At 61.9% G+C, this 21,717-nt stretch carries 18 protein-coding genes; 8 read left to right on the top strand and 10 right to left on the bottom strand.

Annotated elements, in window-relative coordinates; translation table 11 throughout:
• Positions 1-309: 309 nt before the first annotated feature.
• From rhlB to E8F20_RS23500, 5 genes are all read right to left on the bottom strand, one after another.
• Positions 310-1,785, bottom strand: coding sequence for an ATP-dependent RNA helicase RhlB (gene rhlB / locus E8F20_RS23520; protein ID WP_280285892.1), 1,476 nt, complete (start codon positions 1,783-1,785; stop codon positions 310-312).
• Positions 1,786-1,883: 98 nt separating this feature from the next.
• Positions 1,884-3,041 carry a dipeptidase gene (locus E8F20_RS23515; protein ID WP_280285891.1) on the bottom strand — a complete coding sequence of 386 codons (1,158 nt, stop codon included), beginning with the start codon at positions 3,039-3,041 and terminating at the stop codon, positions 1,884-1,886.
• Positions 3,042-3,217: 176 nt separating this feature from the next.
• The gene (locus E8F20_RS23510) at positions 3,218-4,156 is read right to left on the bottom strand and encodes a GGDEF domain-containing protein (protein ID WP_280285890.1); all 939 of its coding nucleotides are present in this window, start codon (positions 4,154-4,156) and stop codon (positions 3,218-3,220) included.
• Between the two features lie 313 nt (positions 4,157-4,469).
• On the bottom strand, positions 4,470-6,371 hold the full coding sequence (locus E8F20_RS23505; RefSeq protein ID WP_280285889.1) for an acyl-CoA synthetase: 1,902 nt from the start codon (positions 6,369-6,371) through the stop codon (positions 4,470-4,472).
• 28 nt (positions 6,372-6,399) lie between these two features.
• A complete protein-coding gene (locus E8F20_RS23500) occupies positions 6,400-7,059 on the bottom strand; it encodes an alpha/beta fold hydrolase (RefSeq protein WP_280285888.1) in 660 nt (219 codons plus the stop codon).
• Between the two features lie 476 nt (positions 7,060-7,535).
• Between E8F20_RS23500 and E8F20_RS23495 the strand changes: the two genes are divergently transcribed.
• From E8F20_RS23495 to E8F20_RS23480, 4 genes are all read left to right on the top strand, one after another.
• Entirely contained in the window at positions 7,536-8,564 is a 1,029-nt protein-coding gene (locus E8F20_RS23495) for an amino acid ABC transporter substrate-binding protein (protein ID WP_280285887.1), read from the top strand.
• Positions 8,565-8,673: 109 nt separating this feature from the next.
• The gene (locus E8F20_RS23490) at positions 8,674-9,861 is read left to right on the top strand and encodes an amino acid ABC transporter permease (protein ID WP_280285886.1); all 1,188 of its coding nucleotides are present in this window, start codon (positions 8,674-8,676) and stop codon (positions 9,859-9,861) included.
• A gap of 10 nt (positions 9,862-9,871) precedes the next feature.
• Positions 9,872-10,969, top strand: a complete 1,098-nt coding sequence (locus tag E8F20_RS23485; RefSeq protein ID WP_280285885.1) for an amino acid ABC transporter permease — start codon at positions 9,872-9,874, stop codon at positions 10,967-10,969.
• Between the two features lie 10 nt (positions 10,970-10,979).
• Entirely contained in the window at positions 10,980-11,741 is a 762-nt protein-coding gene (locus E8F20_RS23480; RefSeq protein WP_028628598.1) for an amino acid ABC transporter ATP-binding protein, read from the top strand.
• Positions 11,742-11,913: 172 nt separating this feature from the next.
• Here the strand turns inward: E8F20_RS23480 and E8F20_RS23475 are convergent, their stop codons facing one another.
• From E8F20_RS23475 to E8F20_RS23455, 5 genes are all read right to left on the bottom strand, one after another.
• The gene (locus tag E8F20_RS23475) at positions 11,914-12,690 is read right to left on the bottom strand and encodes an ABC transporter substrate-binding protein (protein ID WP_280285884.1); all 777 of its coding nucleotides are present in this window, start codon (positions 12,688-12,690) and stop codon (positions 11,914-11,916) included.
• A gap of 372 nt (positions 12,691-13,062) precedes the next feature.
• The gene (moaE, locus tag E8F20_RS23470) at positions 13,063-13,512 is read right to left on the bottom strand and encodes a molybdopterin synthase catalytic subunit MoaE (protein ID WP_280285883.1); all 450 of its coding nucleotides are present in this window, start codon (positions 13,510-13,512) and stop codon (positions 13,063-13,065) included.
• 1 nt (position 13,513) lies between these two features.
• On the bottom strand, positions 13,514-13,762 hold the full coding sequence (locus tag E8F20_RS23465) for a MoaD/ThiS family protein (protein WP_280285949.1): 249 nt from the start codon (positions 13,760-13,762) through the stop codon (positions 13,514-13,516).
• A 2-nt stretch (positions 13,763-13,764) separates the two neighbouring features.
• Positions 13,765-14,235, bottom strand: a complete 471-nt coding sequence (gene moaC / locus E8F20_RS23460; protein ID WP_028628602.1) for a cyclic pyranopterin monophosphate synthase MoaC — start codon at positions 14,233-14,235, stop codon at positions 13,765-13,767.
• Between the two features lie 81 nt (positions 14,236-14,316).
• The gene (locus E8F20_RS23455; protein WP_028628603.1) at positions 14,317-15,708 is read right to left on the bottom strand and encodes a PhoH family protein; all 1,392 of its coding nucleotides are present in this window, start codon (positions 15,706-15,708) and stop codon (positions 14,317-14,319) included.
• Between the two features lie 420 nt (positions 15,709-16,128).
• Between E8F20_RS23455 and yaaA the strand changes: the two genes are divergently transcribed.
• The 4 genes from yaaA to E8F20_RS23435 all read left to right on the top strand — a co-directional run bounded on the left by yaaA (position 16,129) and on the right by E8F20_RS23435 (position 21,716).
• Entirely contained in the window at positions 16,129-16,908 is a 780-nt protein-coding gene (gene yaaA / locus E8F20_RS23450) for a peroxide stress protein YaaA (protein WP_280285882.1), read from the top strand.
• Positions 16,909-17,676: 768 nt separating this feature from the next.
• Positions 17,677-18,987, top strand: a complete 1,311-nt coding sequence (gene algD, locus E8F20_RS23445; protein ID WP_280285881.1) for a GDP-mannose 6-dehydrogenase — start codon at positions 17,677-17,679, stop codon at positions 18,985-18,987.
• A 57-nt stretch (positions 18,988-19,044) separates the two neighbouring features.
• Positions 19,045-20,526, top strand: coding sequence for a mannuronan synthase (gene alg8 / locus E8F20_RS23440; RefSeq protein WP_280285880.1), 1,482 nt, complete (start codon positions 19,045-19,047; stop codon positions 20,524-20,526).
• A gap of 29 nt (positions 20,527-20,555) precedes the next feature.
• A complete protein-coding gene (locus E8F20_RS23435; protein ID WP_280285879.1) occupies positions 20,556-21,716 on the top strand; it encodes an alginate biosynthesis protein Alg44 in 1,161 nt (386 codons plus the stop codon).
• Position 21,717: the final 1 nt, after the last annotated feature.

Raw genomic sequence — 21,717 nt, 5'->3', positions numbered from 1 at the left:
GGCTTGCCCCTGCATCCGGGTTTGGCTCCGCCAAACTACCCTCCCTCCATCCTTGCTCCAGGGGCACGGCGAGAGGGGCCATCCATGGCCCCAAACGCCTCTCGCGGCATCCATGCCGCTCGTCCCCCTGCGCAACGATTCCGCTCGGCCTCCTGAAGGGGCGTAGTCGCTGCCTCACCTTGCCGGCCTGGTGTCAGGCCCGTGTGGGCTTCAGGATGGTTCGTGCCTCGCCGGCGCGAGTCACCCCTCTCCCTCCGCGCAAAGAAAAAGGCGAAGCCTTCGCTTCGCCCTTTCTCATTCCGCCAAACCTCAGTGATGCTTGCGCGGCACGGGTTTGAGCAGTTCGGTCGGGGGCATTTCGCAATTGATCTTGCGACCCAGCAGCTCCTCGATCGGCGGCAGGGCGAAAGCATCGTCCTCGCCAGCGAAGCTGATGGAAGTGCCGCTGGCGCCAGCGCGGCCGGTGCGGCCGATGCGGTGGACGTAGTCGTCCGGGTCTTCCGGCAGGGTGAAGTTGATCACGTGGCTGATGCCATCGATGTGAATCCCACGACCGGCGACATCGGTCGCCACGAGCACGCGAATCTTGCCTTCACGGAAGCCTTCCAGGGTCCTGATGCGCTTGTGCTGGGGCACGTCGCCGGACATCTGGGCGGCGCTTATGCCGTCCTTGGTCAGGCGTTCCTCGATGCGGCGCACTTCGTCCTTGCGGTTGGCGAAGACCATTACCCGGGTCCAGTCGTTCTGGGCGATCAGGTTGTAGAGCAGCTTGTACTTGTCGCTGCCGGCTACGGCATAGACATGCTGCTCAACGGTTTCGCTGGCAACGTTCTCCGGCTCGATCTCGACGATGGCCGGATCGACGGTCCATTGCTTGGCCAGGTTCATCACGTCTTCGGTGAAGGTGGCGGAGAACAGCAGGGTCTGACGCTCCCCCTTGAACGGGGTCTGCCGGATGATCTGGCGTACCTGCGGGATGAAGCCCATGTCCAGCATGCGGTCGGCTTCGTCCAGCACCATTACCTCGACCATGTCCAGGTGCACCTCGCCGCGCTGGTTGAAGTCCAGCAGACGGCCGGGAGTGGCAACCAGGATGTCACAGAAGCGCGATTCCAGTTGTTTGAGCTGTTTGTCGAAGTCCATGCCTCCGACGAAGCTCATCACACTGAGGCCGCTGTGCTTGGTCAGGGCTTGGGCGTCCTTGGCGATCTGTACCACCAGCTCACGGGTCGGCGCGATGATCAGTGCGCGCGGCTCGCCCATGTAGCGCTCTTTAGGCGGCGGGGTTTGCAGCAGCTGGGTGATGATGGAAATAAGGAAGGCGGCGGTCTTGCCGGTGCCGGTCTGGGCGCGGCCGATGGCGTCCTGGCCCTTGAGGGTGAAGCCCAGTACCTGGGCCTGGATCGGGGTGCAGTAGGGGAAGCCCAGATCGTGGATGGCGCGCATCAGCCGCGGATCGAGGTTGAAGTCGTGGAAACGGGTCTTGCCTTCCTGGGGCTCCACCGCGAAGTCTTCGAGCTTCCAGTTGTCTGCCGGGGCGGCAGCCTTGGCCGGACGCTCGCGGCGCGGCTTGTCGGATTTGGGCTTATCGCTGCGGGGTTTCTTCTCGCTACGCGGCGGGCGTTCGCTGGAGCCTTCGGCCTTTTCGCCTGCTTCGCGAGGCGCTTTCTTCGGTTTGGCCGGACGCTCTTCCTTCTCGGCATGGGCGTGGGCGGGTACAACGGGGGCGGGGCCGGATTGGGGCTCTTCGCCCTTGCTGAATATCTTCTTGAGTGCTTTGAGCACGGTGGTCTCGTCGATTGATTAAGGAATGAACGGCCGCCAGTGTAAAGCAAGATGCCCGCAGGGCGAAGAGCCGCGGGCATTCGAGGGCTTGACTTGGACTAAGGAAGGGTCTCCAGCAGCAATCTGCGCACATTTCCGCCCATGATGGCGGCGATCTCCGCCTCACTGAAACCGGCCTCTTTGAGCCCCTGGGTCAATTGCGCCAGGCCGCTGGTGTCGAAAGGCGTATGGACCGCGCCATCGAAGTCAGACCCCAGCGCCACATGGGCCAAACCCACCTTGTCGGCGACGTAGCGGATGGCTTTGACGATGGCCTTGACCGAGGTTTCACAGACAGCGGTGTCCCAGTAGCCGATGCCGATGACCCCGCCGGTGGCGGCAATCCGCTGGATATGGGTATCGCTCAGGTTGCGGGTGCCCGGGCAGGTCCCCTCGACGCCGGTGTGGGACACCAGCACCGGACGCTCGGCCATGCTCAGCACATCGTCGATCAGTGCGCGTGAAGCGTGGGCGAGGTCCACCAGCATCTTCTTCTCTTCCAGATGGGCAATCACCCGACGACCGAAGGGCGTCAGGCCGCCCTTCTCCAGGCCGTGGGCGGAGCCGCCTACTTCGTTATCGAAGAAATGGGTCAGCCCCATGATGCGGAAGCCCGCGTCGTACATCCGGTCAACGTTCTCCAGCTTGCCTTCCAGCGGGTGCAGGCCCTCGGTAGCGAGGATGGCGGCGACCTGGTTCGGGTCCTTCTCCCAGGCCGCGAGGTACTTGGTGAAATCGTCGCGGCTGTGCACCAGGGTCAGCTTGCCCTGGCTGCCGGCGGCGGCTTCCTCGAGCTTCTTGCCTTGATAGAGGGCGCGTTCGAGCAGGCTGGTCCAGGTCGCACGGGGCCAGCGCTGGGCCATGACCAACAGGGTGATGTCGTCGGTGTCCGAACCATTGCGCTCGTAGTTGAGGCCACGCGGGGTCTTGGTGACGGTGGAGAACACCTGCAGGCCAACATGGCCTTCGAGCAGGCGCGGCAGGTCGCTGTGGCCGAAGTCATGGCGCTCCAGCAGGTTGCGGTTCCACAGCAGGGCGTCGTCGTGCAGGTCCGCGACGAACAGGGTCTTGTGCAGGCTCTCGGCCTCGTCAGAGGCGTGATAGGGCGGCAGTGCGGCCACCGTGTTCATCTCGCGATCGAGGAACCCCGGCAGGTAGAAGAAAATCCCCAGGCCAACGGCCACCAGCAGTAACAAAGCGATCAGGAGTTTGCGCATGTCCAGCTTCCCGGCTGTCTTTTGTAGTGAACGGACTCTAGCAAACAGACGTTTGAACGAAGCGGAATTGTAGGCAAATGCTCTTTTTGAGCAGCGAACTCATTCGCTTGGGGCAGCGCGGCTGCCCCGGGGATCCTGCTTGGCCAATGAATTCGCCCCTGCAGCTGCCGGAGCTACTAACCGTTCAGGCGGTTTCGTCCATCCTGCTTGGCCTGGTACAGCGCCGTGTCGGCTCGAGCGATCAAGCCCTGCAGGCTGTCCGGCTGGCGCATTTCAGCCAGGCCGATGGAAACCGTCACGCCGGGCAGCACCCCCAGTGGTGAATAGAAGGAAGGAATCTGCTCCAGGCTTGAACGCAGTCGCTCACCGATGGTGCGGGCCTCTTCGCAGCTCATTTCCGGCAGCAGGATGACGAACTCCTCCCCCCCGTAACGCGCCATGCTGTCCTTGGGACGCAGTTGGCTGCGCAAGGTGTGGGACACCAGGCAGAGCGCGTAGTCGCCGGCCAGATGGCCATGGCGGTCGTTGTAGGCCTTGAAGTGGTCGACGTCGAGCATGAGCATCGACAGCGGTTGCTCATTGAAGGCGCAACGGGTGCTTTCACGCTGATAGACCTGTTCCAGCCAGCGACGATTGAACAGTCCTGTGAGTGTATCGATCTTGGCGTTCTGCTCGGTATCGAGAATGATCCGATTGCCCCGGCGCACACGGTCGCAAAGCACTTCCAGCAGGTTCTGCATCAACTGCGGTGACTGCTGGAACAGACTGACCAAGGATTGCCGATGCAGTCGCAGCGCGGTGGTGGGCTCGCAGGCCACCACGTAAGCCGAAGGATGGTCGTTGTCGATGAAGCTGATCTCACCGGCGCATTCGCCCGGTTCGATGTTGCTCACCGGGTTGTTGTCCAGGGACCCGAGGTAAACCTTCAGCCGGCCGGTCACTACCAGGTAGAGGTACTGGTTACGATTGAACGGAGACAGCACCACTTCACCCGCCTCCAGATCGCAGGCGCGGAATTCCTTCAGTAGCTGCTCGAGACTTTTCGCGGCGACGTTCTGGAACAGGCGCAGTCGGCTCAGCAGCTGTAAGTCTTCTTGCCAGTGAACATGCTTCATAGCTGCAACAGCCTCGGATGGCAGTCGAAGCGGACGGCACCGCTAACGATCCCTGTCTTAGGTGTTAACTCAACGTGACAGTATTCCCGCACTTTTTAGCTGGCAATGCCCGCCAAAAGTTGGGCCGACAGACGGCGTAATATCGGTAAGGAGCGCGACAATTCCTGATATTCGCCACAATTTCGCAACATATTTCTGCATGCACACAAAAGCCGGAGGCGTAACGCATCCAGCGCGAGTCGCTCGATTCAGGTACTTGGAGCGCAACAGGCCGCCCTGGAAGGCGGCCTGTTGCCAGCCAGTATAGATGGCTTCAGGCCATCAGGCGGAACTTCACCGAAAAGCCAGCCATGCGGGCTTCCAGCCGCTCCTGGAGTTGCGAGTCCAGATTCGGCACGTGGATCTCGGCGATCTGCCCGTGGCGATCATCGTTCACCACCTCCACCCGAACGCCCGGGGCGATCTCGCCCAGCACCTCTTCCAGTACTCGACGGGTGGCATCGAAACGCAGCGTCGGCTTGAAGGTCTTGCCCACGGCGGTGACCGGAATGGCGTCGATAATCCAGACATCCTTGGGCACTGCTGCACGCTCGGGCACATGCTGCGCCGCATGTGCCAACAGCTCGGCTTCGCTGGCACTGGTGCCGGGCTTTAGCTGCACATAGGCCACCGGCAGCTCACCGACCTTGTCGTCCGGCTTGCCGACGGCGGCCGCCATGGCCACCGCCGGATGTCGATGCAAGGCTTCTTCGATCATCTGCGGGTCGATGTTGTGACCCCCGCGAATGATCAGATCCTTGCTGCGGCCGGTGAGCCAGATATAGCCATCGGCGTCCATGCGGCCGAGGTCGCCAGTATTGAACCAGTCCCCATCGACCCAGATGTCCTTGTTCTTGCTCGCCTGCAGGTAGCCCTTGAACACGGTCACGCCACGCACGCAGAGGTTACCGATCTCGTCAGTCGCGGCATCTCGCAGGTAGCTGCCCTGCTCGTCCAGCACCACCACCTTCACTTGGCAGTAAGGCATGCGCATGCCGATGGAGCCTGGCCGGCGTTCGCCATGGGCAGGGTTGCCACAGGTGCCGCAAGTGGCTTCGGTCAGGCCGTAGCCTTCGATCAGCTTGAGGCCGGTCTTGGCCTCGAACTGGCGGATCAGCTCCACCGGCATTGGCGCTGCACCGCACAGCGCATAACGCAGGCTGGACAAATCATGCCCCTCGCTGGGCACCTGCAAGAGCCCCGCATAGATAGTCGGTACGCCACTGAAGAAGCTCACCCGGTAGCGCTCGATGACCTTCCAGAAGTTCTGGATCAGCCGCGCGTTGCGATAACCCTGGGGCGTGGCGATGAGGATCTCGGCGCCGGCGAAGAACGGCGCGAGGCCAGTGACCATCACGCCATTGACGTGGAACAGCGGCAGGCCACAGAGGGTGTTGTCGCCCTCTCCCAGGTTGATGGCGTAGGCGAGGATCATCGCCATCGCCACTTCGTTGCGATGACTGTGGGGCGCCAGCTTGGGTGTACCGGTGGTGCCGCCGGTATGGAAGTAGGAGGCGACATCATCCGGCGCGATCACCCGGTCGCTCTGCAAATGATCGGCCGGGAAGCGGTCGAGCAACTCGTCGAAGTCCAGCACGCCGTCCGGCAGCGGGCCGCGCTGAGCCTTGATTGCGCTGCGTTGAGGTTCCGGCAGCAGGTTGGCGAGGTCGACGGCGACAATCGCCTCCAGCTCCGGCAGACGCTCGCGCAGTCCTGCAACCTTGTCCCAGAGATCGGTTCCCGGAAACGGAGCCAGGGTCACCAGCACTTTGGAGTCGGCGGCATGGATCAGCTCGGCGATGTGCTCGGGCTCCAGCAGCGGGTTGATGGCGTTGACCACACCGGCCGCTTCACCGCCCCAAATGGTGAAGTGGGTGTGCGGCAGGTTCGGCAACAGGAACGACACCGCCTTGCCCGGCCGCACGCCCAGATGGTGGAAGGCATTGGCCGCCTGGGTAACCCGCGCCAGCAGTTCCGCATAGGTCAGCTCGAAGGGCGCTTCCTCGGCGTCACCCTGCAGCAGGAAGGTCATGGCGCGTTTGTGCGGGTGGCGTTCGGCACTGCGGCGGATCAGTTCGTAGGTGCTGTCCGGCATGCCGCGTTCTTCCAGCGAAAGGCGTTCGATGTCTTCAATATCGCGCAGGTTGGCGATAGGCGGAGCGGAGGTCTGGGCCATGGTCGGTTCTTGTTCTGTTGGATTGGGATCAGCTGTGCAGTCGTTCCACCAACCAGATTCCGATGTCACGAATCTGCTGCGGCAATACTTCATGGGCCATCGGATAGTCGCGCCACTCCACGGGAACGCCGGCGGCCGCCAGGCGATCGTGGGCAGCGCGGCCCATCGCAGGCAACACCACGTCGTCGAAAGTGCCATGCAAGCACAGGACCGGCAGTTGTCGTTTTGTATCCGACAGTTTCATTTCGTCAGTGAAAGTCGGTGCGTAGGTGGACAGCGCCAGCACGCCACCCAGTTCATCCGACCAGCGCAGGAAGGCCGTGTGCAGCACCACGGCGCCACCCTGGGAGAACCCGGCGAGGAGGATGCGGCGAGGCTCGATGCCGCCGTCGATCTGCGCCTGTATCAGGGCCATCACCTGCTCCGCCGATTCTTCCAGCTGGGCCTCGTTGATGGCGCGTTCGGGGCGCATGGCAAGGATGTCGTACCAGGACGGCATAGCCCAGCCGCCATTGATGGTCACCGCGCGGGTCGGCGCCTGGGGCATCACGAAGCGGGTGGTACCCAGGACTTCCTGCAGGGCCTCGGCCACCGGCAGGAAGTCATAGCGATCCGCACCCAATCCGTGAAGCCAGATGACGCAGGCATCGGCGCGATGTGTGGGCTCAAGGATCAATGTGTCGCTCATGTGTGGCTCCGTTGTGGTGCATCTGCACAGTTGTGGGGCGAATGCATCAGACAGGGTGGTTTGATAACTGAAATATATGTCGCAAGGCTAAAACTTTACCTATTGACCTATCGGAATAGTCCTACTGGCATCTTGCTGGTACGGCCTTTGCTATCTAGCTGCAGACTGAAACATGCCCGCGGCAAGGTAACACTTGCCCGGCATGCAACGGGTTGGGCAGCGGCTCCTGCCGAGGCCTTGCAGGCGGTCATCTGGCGTCATTCGTGGCGTCGGGGTGGGCGCAATCCGTCTCCAGCCCATTTGACCAATGGGCGAGGAAGCGTCTGGTGGCGAGCGGAGCAGCGCCAACTAGACTCCTTCCTTAGGTCCGACACCCCGGTTGACCTTTTCCAGTGCATGAAAGGTTGAACCTGCCTCACGAGGGTACGGCGGTGGGACCGAGACTCCAACACCAATAAAAGCAACTGGAGGTTTTGATGAAGATGGTGAAATCCACCCTGGCCGTGCTGACCGCGGCAACCGTTCTCGGTGTCAGCGGTTTCGCGCAGGCGGGCGCCACCCTGGACGCGGTGAAGAAGAAAGGCTTCGTGCAATGCGGCATCAGCGACGGCCTCCCGGGCTTTTCCTATGCCGATGAAAAAGGCAACTACAAAGGCATCGACGTTGACGTCTGCCGTGCCGTTGCCGCCGCCGTGTTCGGCGATGCCAGCAAGGTCAAGTACAGCCCGCTGACCGCCAAGGAACGTTTCACCGCGCTGCAGTCTGGCGAAGTCGACGTCCTTTCGCGCAACAGCACCTGGACCAGCTCCCGTGACGCGGCCATGGGCCTGAACTTCACCGGCGTGACCTACTACGACGGTCAAGGCTTCCTGGTGAACAAGAAGCTCGGCGTTTCCAGCGCCAAGGAACTCGATGGCGCCACCGTCTGCATCCAGGCCGGCACCACCACCGAGCTGAACCTGTCGGACTACTTCCGCGCCAACAACCTGAAGTACACCCCCATCACCTACGACACCTCCGACGAGAGCGCCAAGTCGCTTGAATCCGGCCGTTGCGACGTACTGACCTCCGACCAGTCCCAGCTCTATGCACAACGCATCAAGCTGGCCGCTCCGGATGAGTACGTGGTGCTGCCGGAAGTCATCTCCAAGGAGCCTCTGGGCCCAGCCGTGCGCCAGGGTGACGAGGAATGGTTCGACATCGTGCGCTGGTCCCTGTTCGCGATGCTGAACGCCGAGGAGCTGGGCATCGACTCGAAGAATGTCGAGGAAACCGCCAAGACCACGAAGAACCCCGACATTGCCCGTCTGCTGGGTACTGAAGGCGAGTTCGGCAAGGACCTGAAGCTGCCGAAGGACTGGGCGGTGCAAATCGTCAAGCAGGTCGGCAACTACGGTGAAATCTTCGATCGCAACATCGGTGCCGGTAGCGAGCTGAAGATCGAGCGTGGTCTCAACGCCCTGTGGAACAAGGGCGGTCTGCAGTACGCACCGCCGGTGCGCTGACCGTCGCCCGGCGGCCACATGACGTGGCTGCCGGGTTCGAGTTCCGTTTCAACGCGAACCCTGGCCGCCGTCCCCCATCCGGCCGGCCAGCGGTTCCCAGAGGGCTGTCATGCAAAAAACTGCCAACGCCCCGCGTGCCCCGAAAGGTTCGATCTGGACCGACCCGAAGGCGCGTGCGTGGCTATTTCAGATCATCGCCGTCGTCGCGGTCGTGGCACTGGGCTGGTACCTGTTCCAGAACACCCAGAACAACCTGCAACAGCGCGGCATCCTGTCCGGCTTCGACTTCCTCGAACAAAGCGCCGGCTTCGGGATATCCCAACACCTGATCGACTACAACGAAAGCAACAGCTACGGCCGCGTTTTCGTCATCGGTCTGCTCAATACCCTGCTGGTTTCGGGTATCGGTATCTTCTTCGCCACCATCCTCGGGTTCATCCTGGGCGTAGCGCGGCTGTCGCCGAACTGGCTGGTGCGCAAGCTGGCGACCGTCTACATCGAGACCTTCCGCAACATCCCGCCGCTGCTGCAGATCTTCTTCTGGTACTTCGCGGTGATGCTGCCCATGCCGGGGCCGCGCCAGAGCATGGCCATCGGCGAGCACTTGTTCCTCAACAATCGCGGCCTGTACATGCCGGCACCGACCCAGGCCGATGGCTTCTGGCCTTTCCTGGTCAGCCTGATGCTGGTGATCCTGGCGATCATCGTCATGGCGCGCTGGGCCAAGGCCAGGCGTGAGGCCACCGGCCAGCGCTTCCCGGTACTGATTACCTCGCTGGCGCTGGTGGTGGTGGTTCCCGGCCTGGTGTCACTGGTCTTCGGTTCGCCGTTCGCCTGGAGCATGCCGGTACTGCAGGGCTTCAACTTCCGCGGCGGCTGGGTGGTGATTCCGGAACTGATCGCCCTGACCCTGGCGCTGACGGTCTACACCGCAGCCTTCATCGCAGAAAACGTGCGCTCCGGCATCCAGGCGGTCAGCCACGGCCAGACCGAAGCGGCCCGCTCCCTGGGCCTGCCCTCCGCCAAGATCCTGCGCCTGGTCATCATCCCGCAGGCCCTGCGCGTGATCATTCCGCCGCTCACCAGCCAGTACCTGAACCTGGCCAAGAACTCGTCCCTGGCGGCCGGTATCGGCTATCCGGACATGGTCTCGCTGTTCGCCGGTACGGTGCTGAACCAGACCGGCCAGGCAATCGAGGTGATCACCATCACCATGAGCGTCTACCTGGCCATCAGCATCAGCATTTCGCTGCTGATGAACTGGTACAACAAGCGCATCGCGCTGATCGAGCGGTGAGGTCCGAGCCATGACAACACACGTATTCAAGCCCGACCAGCCGCCACCCCGCAGCACTGTGGGCGTAGTCGGCTGGCTGCGCGGTAACCTGTTCTCCAACTGGTTCAACACCCTGCTGACCCTGTTCGCCATTTACCTGGTGTGGCTGATCGTGCCGCCGTTGCTCCAGTGGGCCTTCCTCCAGGCCGACTGGAACGGCAGCACCCGCGCCGATTGCACCAGCGAAGGCGCCTGCTGGGTCTTCATCAAGATGCGCTTCGCCCAGTTCATGTATGGCTTCTATCCCGAGGCACTGCGCTGGCGCGTGGACCTGGCGGTGTGGATCGCGATCATCGGCGCCGCGCCGCTGTTCATTCCGCGCTTCCAGCAAAAGGCCAAGTACGGCCTGGCGTTCCTGGTGATCTACCCCATCGTCGCCTACTGGCTGCTGCACGGCGGCTTCCTCGGCATGTCCACCGTCTCCACCAGCCAGTGGGGCGGCCTGATGCTGACCCTGGTGATCGCAGCGGTGGGTATCGTCGGCGCGCTGCCGCTGGGCATCCTGCTGGCACTGGGACGGCGTTCCAACCTGCCGGCGATCAAGGTCATCTGCGTGACCTTCATCGAGTTCTGGCGCGGCGTTCCGCTGATTACCGTGCTATTCATGTCCTCGGTGATGCTGCCGCTGTTCCTGCCCGAAGGCCTGTCCTTCGACAAGCTGCTGCGGGCGCTGATCGGCGTGATCATGTTCCAGTCGGCTTACATCGCCGAAGTGGTGCGTGGCGGCCTGCAGGCCATCCCCAAGGGCCAGTACGAAGCCGCAGCCGCCATGGGCCTGGGCTACTGGCGGATGATGGGCCTGGTGATCCTGCCGCAAGCCCTGAAGCTGGTAATCCCCGGCATCGTCAACACCTTCATTGCGCTGTTCAAGGACACCAGCCTGGTGATCATCATCGGCCTGTTCGACCTGCTCAACAGCATCAAGCAAGCCACCACCGACCCGGCCTGGCTGGGGATGGCCACCGAAGGCTACGTCTTCGCCGCCCTGGTGTTCTGGATCTTCTGTTTCGGCATGTCCCGCTACTCCATGAGCCTGGAGCGCAAGCTGGACACCGGCCACAAGCGTTAGGAGTCACTCCATGACTGAAGCAAGCAAGAAAACCGCCGGCGAGCCGATCATCCGTCTGCAGGGCGTGAACAAGTGGTACGGCCAGTTCCACGTGCTGAAGGACATCAACCTCGACGTGCAGCAGGGCGAACGCATCGTCCTCTGCGGTCCGTCCGGTTCCGGCAAGTCCACCACCATCCGCTGCATCAACCGTCTCGAAGAGCACCAGCAGGGCCGCATCATCGTCGACGGCACCGAGCTGACCGGCGACCTCAAGCACATCGAGGCGATCCGCAGCGAAGTGGGCATGGTGTTCCAGCACTTCAACCTGTTCCCGCACCTCACCGTGTTGCAGAACTGCACCCTGGCCCCGATGTGGGTGCGCAAGATGCCCAAGCGCCAGGCCGAGGAAATCGCCATGCACTACCTGGAGCGTGTGCGCATTCCCGAGCAGGCCCTGAAATACCCGGGGCAACTCTCCGGCGGCCAGCAGCAGCGTGTGGCCATCGCCCGTGCGCTGTGCATGAAGCCGAAGATCATGCTGTTCGACGAACCGACCTCGGCGCTTGACCCGGAGATGGTGAAGGAAGTGCTCGACACCATGATCGGCCTGGCCCACGACGGCATGACCATGCTCTGCGTGACCCACGAGATGGGCTTCGCCCGCACCGTGGCCGACCGGGTGATCTTCATGGACAAGGGCGAGATCGTCGAACAGAACGAGCCTCACGCCTTCTTCGACAACCCACAGAACGAGCGGACCAAGCTGTTCCTCGGGCAGATCCTGCACTGAGGATTGGACGCAGAACGAGAAAGGGAGCCTTCGGGTTCCCTTTTTCATTTCGCAGGGTGGCGATGAGCGAAGCCCAACATTTCCCCCAGCATCGTCGGGACGAAAGCATCAGCCGCTCACCAGAATGAAAAAGCCGCGCAAACGCGCGGCTCGTTCGGCAAGGTTCAGCCCTTCAATCGCCGTAGATATCGAAGTCGAAGTACTTGGCCTGGATCGCCTGGTACTTGCCGTTCGCACGCAGGGTCTTGATGGCGCTGTTGAATTTCTCGCGCAGCTCGTCATCACCCTTGCGCACCGCGATGCCGGCCCCCTCGCCGAAGTACTGCGGATCGTTCAGCACCGGGCCGACGAACTCGAAGCCCTTGCCGCTATCGGTCTTGAGGAAGCCTTCGTTGAGCGGGAAGACGTCAGCCAACACGCCATCCAGGCGACCGGAAAGCACGTCCAGATAGATTTCGTTCTGGGTGCTGTAGCGCACGATCTTCACGCCCTTGGGCTCCAGCACCTCGGTGGCGAAGCGGTCAGTGGTGGTGGAACGCTGGGTGCCGATGGTCTTGCCCACCAGGCTCTTGAACTCGGAATCGACCACGACACCCTTCTTCATCGCCAGACGCGCCGGGCTGTAGTAGTACTTGCCAGTGAAGTCCACGGACTTCTTGCGCTCTTCCGTGATGGTCATGGACGACAGCACAGCGTCCACTTTCTTCACCTTGAGAGAAGGAATCAGGCCATCGAACTCTTGTTCGACCCATTGGCACTTGACCTTCATTTCCTCGCACATGGCGTTGCCGATGTCGTAGTCGAAGCCGGAAATCTGCCCCTCTGGTGTCTTGAAGGCGAAAGGCGGATAGGCAGCTTCAATGCCAATGCGCAAGGGCTTGTCGGCGGCAAAAACGCTGGAGGCCAGCAGGCTCAGGGCAAGGCTGCCCAGCAGAACGAGTTTCTTCATGGTGCGACTCCCGCAGTACGGATGGATGCCCGCCATAGGGCTTGGCGAGCAGGTTCGAAATGGGTTTGCGAGGCAGAAGAAGACGCCGCCAGGGCTGGCCGGCATGGGAATGCTATGGGTAGCTGGCGATGGATCATCGTGTAGGCCGCTAACTTGTACTTGTGAGTCCATACTGGACTCAAATGTACAGACCGTCAATCACCCATGAAAAAGCCCGGCAGGACCGGGCTGATTCGAAGTCGTGTGGAGCCGTGTGGGGGCGAATTTATTCCCTAAGCAGGCCGCAGGTCTGCCATTGGGAGTCCCCAGGGGCAGCTAGGCCGCCCTTCGCGAATGAATTCGCCCCCACAGGAAAAGCAGTCCCGACCGGGTTCATTTCCAGCGCTCGGCCGCCGTCTTGTCGCTGCAGCGCCCTTCTACCCAGCGTGGGCCTTCGGCAGTGTCTTCCCTCTTCCAGAAGGGCGCGCGGGTCTTGAGGTAGTCCATGATGAAGTTGCAGGCGTCGAACGCGGCCTGGCGATGGGCGCTGGCGGTGCCGACGAAGACGATGGGCTCGCCCGGTTCCAGGCGGCCAACGCGGTGGACGATATCCACATTGAGCAGCGGCCAGCGCTCCCGTGCCTCAACAGCGATTTTCTCCAAGGCCTTCTCGGTCATGCCCGGATAGTGTTCGAGGAACATACCCGCCACGTCCTGACCTTCATTGAAATCGCGCACGTAGCCAACGAAGCCGACCACCGCGCCAATGCCGACATTGGCCGCGTGCAGTGCGTTGAGCTCAACACCGGGATCGAAGGCGGTTTCCTGCACGCGAATGGCCATCTCAGCCTCCGGTGACCGTGGGGAAGAAGGCGACCTCGTCGCCATCAGTGAGGGCCTCGTCCAGGCTGCACAGCTCCTGGTTGCGGGCGCACATCAGGTTTTGCTCGGCGAGCACCTCCCAAACACCGCCACGAGCCAACAGGTGCTGACGCAGATCTTCCAGCTTCGCGAACGCCGCATCCCAGTTGAGCTGCTCGCCTTCAATGCCGAGCGCTTCACGGTAACGGGCGAAATACTGCACGCGAATCATCATTACTCCCCGGCCTGGTAGTGGCCGCTCTTGCCGCCCAGCTTTTCCAGCAGGCGAACGGTTTCGATGGTCATGCCGCGGTCCACGGCCTTGCACATGTCATAGATGGTCAGGGCGGCGACGCTCGCAGCGGTCAGCGCTTCCATTTCAACACCGGTCTGCCCGGCCAGCTTGCAACGGGCCACGATGCGCACGCAGTCCTCCCCTTCCGCTTCCAGCTCTACCTTGACGCTGGTGAGCATCAGCGGGTGACACAAAGGGATGAGGTCGGAGGTTTTCTTCGCTGCCTGAATACCGGCGATGCGCGCCACGGCGAACACATCGCCCTTGGGATGGCCGCCGGCCTGGATCATGGCAAGGGTTTCCGGGCGCATGCGCACACGGGCTTCAGCCGTCGCCTCACGAGAAGTCACCGCTTTGTCGGTGACATCGACCATGTTGGCGCGACCTTCGGAATCGAGATGGGTAAGCACTGCAAGTCTCCTCGGACAGGAGACAGATTGTATACAGAAACCCATACCGGGCGGCAGGTGCCGCCCGGCGGGAGGTGAGGGTTACATGTGGGCTTCGGCGTACTCGGCCAGCACGGAACGCGGCACACCCTGAAGGGTGATGTGCACGCCGTGAGGAAAGTCCTTGAAGCGTTCGGTCAGGTACGTCAGGCCCGAGCTGGGGGCGGAAAGGTAAGGGGTATCGATCTGCGCCAGGTTGCCCAGGCAGATCACCTTGGACCCGGTGCCCGCACGGGTGATGATGGTTTTCATCTGGTGTGGCGTCAGGTTCTGGCACTCATCGATGATGATCAGGCTCTGCTGGAAGCTACGGCCGCGGATGTAGTTCAGGGATTTGAACTGCAGCGGCACCTTGCTGAGGATGTAATCCACGCTGCCGTGGGTGTTCTCATCATCCATGTGCAGCGCTTCGAGGTTGTCGGTGATGGCTCCCAGCCAGGGCTCCATCTTCTCCGCCTCGGTGCCGGGCAGGAAGCCGATTTCCTGGTCCAGGCCCTGCACGCTGCGGGTGGCGATGATGCGACGGTAACGCTTGCTGACCATGGTCTGCTCGATGGCCGCAGCCAGCGCCAGGATGGTCTTGCCGGAACCCGCCGCGCCACTGAGATTGACGAGGTGGATGTCCGGGTCCAGCAACGCATAGAGCGCCAGCGCCTGGTACACATCGCGCGGACGCAGGCCCCAGGCTTCCTGATGCAGCAGTGGCTCCTGGTGCAGGTCGAGGATCAGCAGTTCATCGGCCTTGATGCCCTTGATCCAGCCAACGAAGCCCTGCTCGTCGACAATGAACTCGTTGACGTGCACCGCCGGCAAGTTGTCGGTGAGCTGCACCCGATGCCAGGTGCGTCCGTGGTCCTGACGGGTCTCCACCTTGCTCACGCGGTCCCAGAAGGAGCCCGGCATGTCGTGATAGCCACGGGACAGCAAGGACACATCGTCCACCAACTGGTCGGTGTGGTAATCCTCCGAGTCGATCCCGCACGCCCGCGCCTTCAGGCGCATGTTGATGTCCTTGGTCACCAACACCACGGACATGCCCGGCCTGCGGCTCTTCAGCTCCACCAACTGGTTGATGATCTTGTTGTCGTTGAGGTCTTCGGGCAGCCAGGTGATGGGGGCTGCACTCTTGCTCATGAGGATCGAGAGGAAGCCGCAAGGGCCGCTTTTCTCTCGCTGGATGGGTACCCCGTGCTCCACTTCCTCAGGGGTGGCACCACTGAGGATCTTGTCGATGTTACGGATGGCCTGCCTGCATTCAGCGGCAACACCCTGTTTACCGGTCTTGAGCTTGTCCAGTTCCTCCAGCACGGTCATCGGAATGGCCACGTGGTGTTCCTGGAAATTGAACAATGCGTTGGGATCGTGAATCAGGACGTTGGTGTCGAGCGCGTACAAGGTTGGAGCGGTAGGGCGGGAGCGTCCGTGGTCATCCATACTCGGTCACCTTCTTATAGGGCCAAGCGACGGAATGCCAGGCTGGCGCTCCGCCGCGGAGCGCCGCCGACCTCCCCCTTCCGGGTCATGCCGTTCGGAGGATGCTGCCAACTAGGTGAGGGCCGATGGCCGCCACCTGTCTGCAGGGTTCGGCGGTCTGCTTTGTTAATACTCCATTCGGGATGACAGAAAAAAGAACTTTTTTGCCTGTACGAGTCTTTTTTCACACCACGACAAAAACCCCTTGGCGCGTAGGAAAGTGCCCGTTAAAGTCGAAAGTCCCCTCCTCAAGAATCCCTCCGAATTTTCCGCCCCTGGCGGTCGATCCGCCCGAGGCGCCCCGTCTGACTATCGGCGGTATAGGTGGAGCCAACGCAAGCAAATCCCTAGAATCGTCGCGTTCCCGAAGGAGACGATTCGATGCTGCTGGTGATTTCCCCTGCCAAGACCCTGGACTACCAGACCCCGCCGGTCACCTCGCGCCATACCCAGCCTGAGTTCCTCGACCACGCTCAGGAGCTGATCCAGCAACTGCGCGAGCTCAGCCCAGCGCAGATCGCCGAGCTGATGCACCTGTCCGACAAACTCGCCGGCCTCAACGCCGCACGCTATGGCAGCTGGCACCCGGACTTCACCCCGGACAACGCCAAACAGGCCCTGTTGGCCTTCAAGGGCGACGTTTACACCGGCCTCAACGCCGAAGACTTCGTTGATACCGACTTCGACTTCGCCCAACAGCACCTGCGCATGCTCTCCGGCCTTTACGGCTTGCTGCGCCCGCTGGACCTGATGCAGCCCTACCGCCTGGAAATGGGCACCAAGCTGGCCAATGCCCGCGGCAAGGATCTCTACGCCTTCTGGGGCGAGCGCATCAGTGGCTGGCTCAACGAAGCCCTGGCAGCCCAGGGCGACGATATCCTGCTCAACCTGGCCTCCAACGAATACTTCAGCGCGGTCAAGCGCAAGGCCCTGAACGCCCGCATCATCGACACCGAGTTCAAGGACCTGAAGAACGGCCAGCACAAGATCATCAGTTTCTACGCCAAGAAGGCCCGTGGCCTGATGGCCCGCTACGTGATCAAGGAGCGCCTGCAGAACCCCGAAGGCCTGAAGGACTTCAACTACCAGGGCTACCGCTACTCCGTGGAGCACTCCAAGCCGGACAGCCTGGTGTTCCTGCGCGACCATCCCGAAGATTGATGCAAACAACCCCGCCGCCCGGCGGGGTTCTTGTTTCCGCTCCTGGAAGCGTAACTTCCCGCCCCGCCCGCTCGCCCTCCGCCGTTGGACTTCGCTGCACTCTGCCCAACCTGCGAGCGCACGCCAATCAAGCTGCGTGCCACGTAATTGCCACTGCAGCTTCCAATATCACTTCAAGATCATATGGCCGGCATACATACCACTTTAATGCTGGCAAACATGCGTACTTATAGTGGCCAACTTGCAAAATGCAATCACTGAAAACCTGCAATTTGCACTATCTGGAACTTTTCCCAAGCAAGCCAACTCTGAGAATGCCACCGAGCAGACATGGGGCGTAGTCAAAAAACTGCAATAAGCAAATTCAGGGACGAACGGTAGGAACTATCCGAAAAGACGGACACTCATACCCCCGTGACTTAATTCTTCACACCATATTTCGGTGTGATCTCAAACTGCCTTGGTAACTATCGGCACACAGCCGAGGGGTAGTTTTTATCTGGTGAAAACCAAATAAGTTGATTAAGGAGAAGCGCAACAAACTCGACCTACTGGACAAAACCAACGAGCCAGAGCCCTTGCGGCGATCAGCTCAGGACTCTACCCGGGCAAGCGTAACGACATGCCCAGTTCAGGCGCCCTAACTTTGGCGTCCGGTATTAATCATGCCTGTGCACTGAAAAGTTGCAGTTGCGACATAACAGTGCAAACGGACGTGACACTAACGTCACATATTAAACAGCGTGCTGAAAGGACGAGGTGAATACGATGCGAATCAGCATCTTCGGTTTGGGCTATGTTGGTGCAGTGTGCGCCGGCTGCCTCTCTGCTCGTGGTCATGAAGTTGTCGGCGTCGACGTTTCTCAGACCAAGATCGACCTGATCAACAATGGCAAATCGCCCATTGTCGAACCGGGTCTGGAAGAACTTCTTCAACAAGGCGTAAAAACCGGCCGCCTGCGCGGCACCACCGATGTTGCCGGTGCGGTGCGTGAAACCCAGGTGTCTTTCATCTGCGTCGGCACCCCGAGCAAGAAGAACGGTGACCTGTCCCTGGATTACATCGAAGGCGTTTGCCGCGAGATCGGCTTCGCCCTGCGCGACAAGGCGGAGCGCCACACCGTGGTGGTGCGCAGCACCGTGCTGCCGGGCACCGTGAAGAACGTGGTGATCCCGATCATCGAAGACTGCTCCGGCAAGAAGGCCGGCGTCGACTTCGGCGTGGCGGTGAACCCCGAGTTCCTCCGCGAAAGCACCGCGATCAAGGACTACGACTTCCCGCCCATGACCGTCATCGGTGAGCTGGACAAGGCCGCTGGCGACGTACTCGAGACCCTGTACCGCGAACTCGACGCCCCGATCATCCGCAAGGACATCGAGGTGGCCGAGATGATCAAGTACACCTGCAACGTCTGGCACGCAGCCAAGGTCACCTTCGCCAACGAAATCGGCAACATCGCCAAGGCCGTTGGCGTCGATGGCCGCGAAGTGATGGACGTGGTCTGCCAGGACAACAAGCTCAACCTGTCCAAGTACTACATGCGCCCCGGCTTCGCCTTCGGCGGTTCCTGCCTGCCCAAGGACGTGCGTGCGCTGAACTACCGCGCCACCTCGCTGGACGTGGACTCCCCGCTGATCGGCTCGCTGATGCGCAGCAACGCCGGCCAGGTGCAGAAGGCGTTCGACATCATCTCCGGCCACGACAAGCGCAAGGTCGCCCTGCTCGGCCTGTCCTTCAAGGCGGGTACCGATGACCTGCGTGAAAGCCCGCTGGTGGAGCTGGCCGAGATGCTGATTGGCAAGGGTTTCGACCTCAGCATCTACGACCGCAACGTCGAGTACGCCCGCGTCCACGGCGCCAACAAGGACTACATCGAGTCGAAGATCCCCCACGTGTCGTCGCTGCTGGACAGCAATTTCGACTCGGTGGTCGACAAGGCCGACATCATCGTCCTGGGCAACCGTGACGAACTGTTTGCGCCGCTGGCCCAACGGGCCCCGGCCGGCAAGCAGGTGATCGACCTGGTGGGCTTCATGCCAAAGGGCACCCAAGGCAACGCCGAGGGGATCTGCTGGTAAGCGCCCTGCCCCCTTCCCTAGGGAAGGGGGCATCCGCAACGAGCCCAGGACGATTCTATGGACAAGATCAAGCATGGCCTGCTCGAAGCCTCGGGCTGGCTGTTCTACCTCATCGCGCTGATGCTGCTGGCACTGGCTTTGCCCAAGTCGGTGTTCGACCCCGACTCCAAGCACTTCCTGCTGCTGATCGGGGCGGTGGGCATTTGGCGCTACTCCATGGGCGCCCTGCACTTCGTGCGCGGCACGCTGTTCCTCTACGTCGTCTACCCCTGGTACAAGCGGCGCCTGGCCAAGCTCGGCAACGCGGCCGACCCGTCCCACGTTTTCCTGATGGTGACGAGCTTCCGCATCGAGGCGCTGACCACCGCCATGGTCTACCGCTCGGTGATCCAGGAAGCCATCGACTGCGGCTATCCGACCACTGTGGTCTGCTCCATCGTCGAGCTGTCCGACGAGCTGCTGGTGAAGAACCTCTGGACCAAGCTCGCACCGCCTTCGCGGGTCAAGCTGGACTTCGTGCGCATTCCCGGTACCGGCAAGCGCGATGGCCTGGCCTACGGTTTCCGCGCCATCTCCCGGCAACTGCCCGACAGCAACGCGGTCGTGGCGGTCATCGACGGCGACACCGTGCTGGCCGAAGGCGTGGTGAAGAAGACCGTGCCCTGGTTCAAGCTTTTCCCGAATGTCGGCGGGCTGACTACCAATGAGTTCTGCGAGGTGCGCGGCAGCTACATCATGAGCGAGTGGCACAAGCTGCGCTTCGCCCAGCGCCACCTCAACATGTGCTCGATGGCGCTCTCCAAGCGCGTGCTGACCATGACCGGCCGCATGTCGGTGTTCCGCGCCCAGGTAGTGACTGACCCGGACTTCATCGCCGACGTGGAAAGCGACCACCTGGACCACTGGCGCCTGGGGCGTTTCCAGTTCCTCACCGGTGACGACAAATCCAGTTGGTACAGCCTGATGCGCCTGGGCTACGACACCTTCTATGTACCGGACGCCGCGATCAACACGGTTGAGCACCCGCCGGAGAAGAGCTTCATCAAGGCCAGCCGCAAATTGATGTTCCGCTGGTACGGCAACAACCTGCGGCAGAACTCCCGCGCCCTGGCGCTCGGTCCGCATCGCCTCGGCTGGTTTACCACCGTGGTGCTGGCCGACCAGCGCGCGTCGATGTGGACCTGCCTGCTGGGCCTGGCCGTGGCCATCATCGCCAGCCTGAAGTACAGCATCGCCTATCTGCTGGTGTACCTGCTGTGGATCGGCCTCACCCGCTTCGTCCTGACCCTGTTGCTCAGCATCACCGGGCACCGGATCGGGCCGGCCTATCCGCTGATCCTCTATTACAACCAAATCGTCGGAGCGCTGGTGAAGATCTACGTCTTCTTCCGCCTCGACCAGCAGTCCTGGACCCGCCAGAACACCAAGCTCAACCGTGACCTCGCCAGCTTCTCGCGCTGGTTCAACACCTGGTCCTCACGCGCCATGACCTTCTCCGCAACCAGCGTATTCATCGCCACGCTGCTGGCGATCGTGTGAGCACAAGGAACCTGACAGGAATCGAAGCCATGAATACAGCCGTCAATCTCAATGTGGTGCATGAATCCGAAGCCCAGCGCCAGCATGCGCGGGTGAAGATCCCGGGCAAAGTCCGCTACATCGCCCGTGGCGAACGCTTCGAGGCGTCGCTGCTGGACGTTTCCGCCGGCGGTTTCGCCTTTACCGCTGGCCGCGCAGGCGCCAATGTCGGCGACCACCACAAAGGCCGCCTGATGTTCCAGATCGACGGCCTCAGCCTGGGCCTGGACGTGGAGTTCCAGGTACGCGCCGTGGACACCCGCAACGAGCGCATCGGCTGCGTTTTCCACAACCTGCAACCGCGCGACATCGCCACTCTGCGCTACCTGATCAGCTCGCACCTTTCCGGCGAACTGGTCAGCGCCGGCGACCTGCTCAACACCCTGCAGCGCGAGAACTTCACCAAGCCGCGCAAAGCCGGGTCCGGCGGCGGTATGGGCGCCCTGGGCCGCCTGAAGGCCGTCAGCTTCAGCCTCGGCATCTTCGTCATCGGCGTCGGCGCCTTTGCGTACATCACCAAGTCCCTCTACGGCCTCTACTTCGTCACCCATGCCGACTCGGCCATGGTCGCGGTGCCCTCCATGCAGGTCACCATGCCGCGCGAAGGTACCGTGCAGAGTCTGGTCGGCCCGGATGCCAGCGTCGAGAAAGGCGCCCCTATCGCGTCCTTCAGCGCCACCATGCTGGAAATGCTCAAAGGTCACCTGACAGACGCTCAACTGTCGCCGCGCAATGTCGAAGAACTCTTCGGCAAGCAGATGAAGGGCACGCTCACCAGCCCCTGCAACTGCAAGATCGCCCGCCAGCTCGTGGCCGATGGCCAGTTCGCCAGCAAAGGCGACGTGATCTTCGAACTGGTGCCCCAGGACACCCAGGCCACCGTGCAGGCGCGCTTCCCCTTCCGCAACATCGCCCAGGCCAAGCCAGGCGCTCGCGTCACCTTCCAGGTGGCCGGCGAAGACCAGGTGCGCCACGGCAAGATCCTCAGCAGCAACCTGCATGACGGCAGCATGTCCGCCGACATCCGCGCCACCGTCCAGCCCGACGAGCCGCTGCCCAGCAGCCTCGCCGGCCAGCCGGTGGAAGTCAGCATCGATCGCGGCCCGTCCCTTGACTGGCTGATCGACCGTGCCCTGGCGGCCGGCTTCTGAG

Source organism: Pseudomonas sp. BN415 (assembly GCF_029871195.1).
Classification (GTDB): domain Bacteria; phylum Pseudomonadota; class Gammaproteobacteria; order Pseudomonadales; family Pseudomonadaceae; genus Metapseudomonas; species Metapseudomonas resinovorans.
The sequence above is the reverse complement of the archived record's forward strand: the minus strand, read 5'-3'. Positions and strand labels throughout refer to the sequence as shown.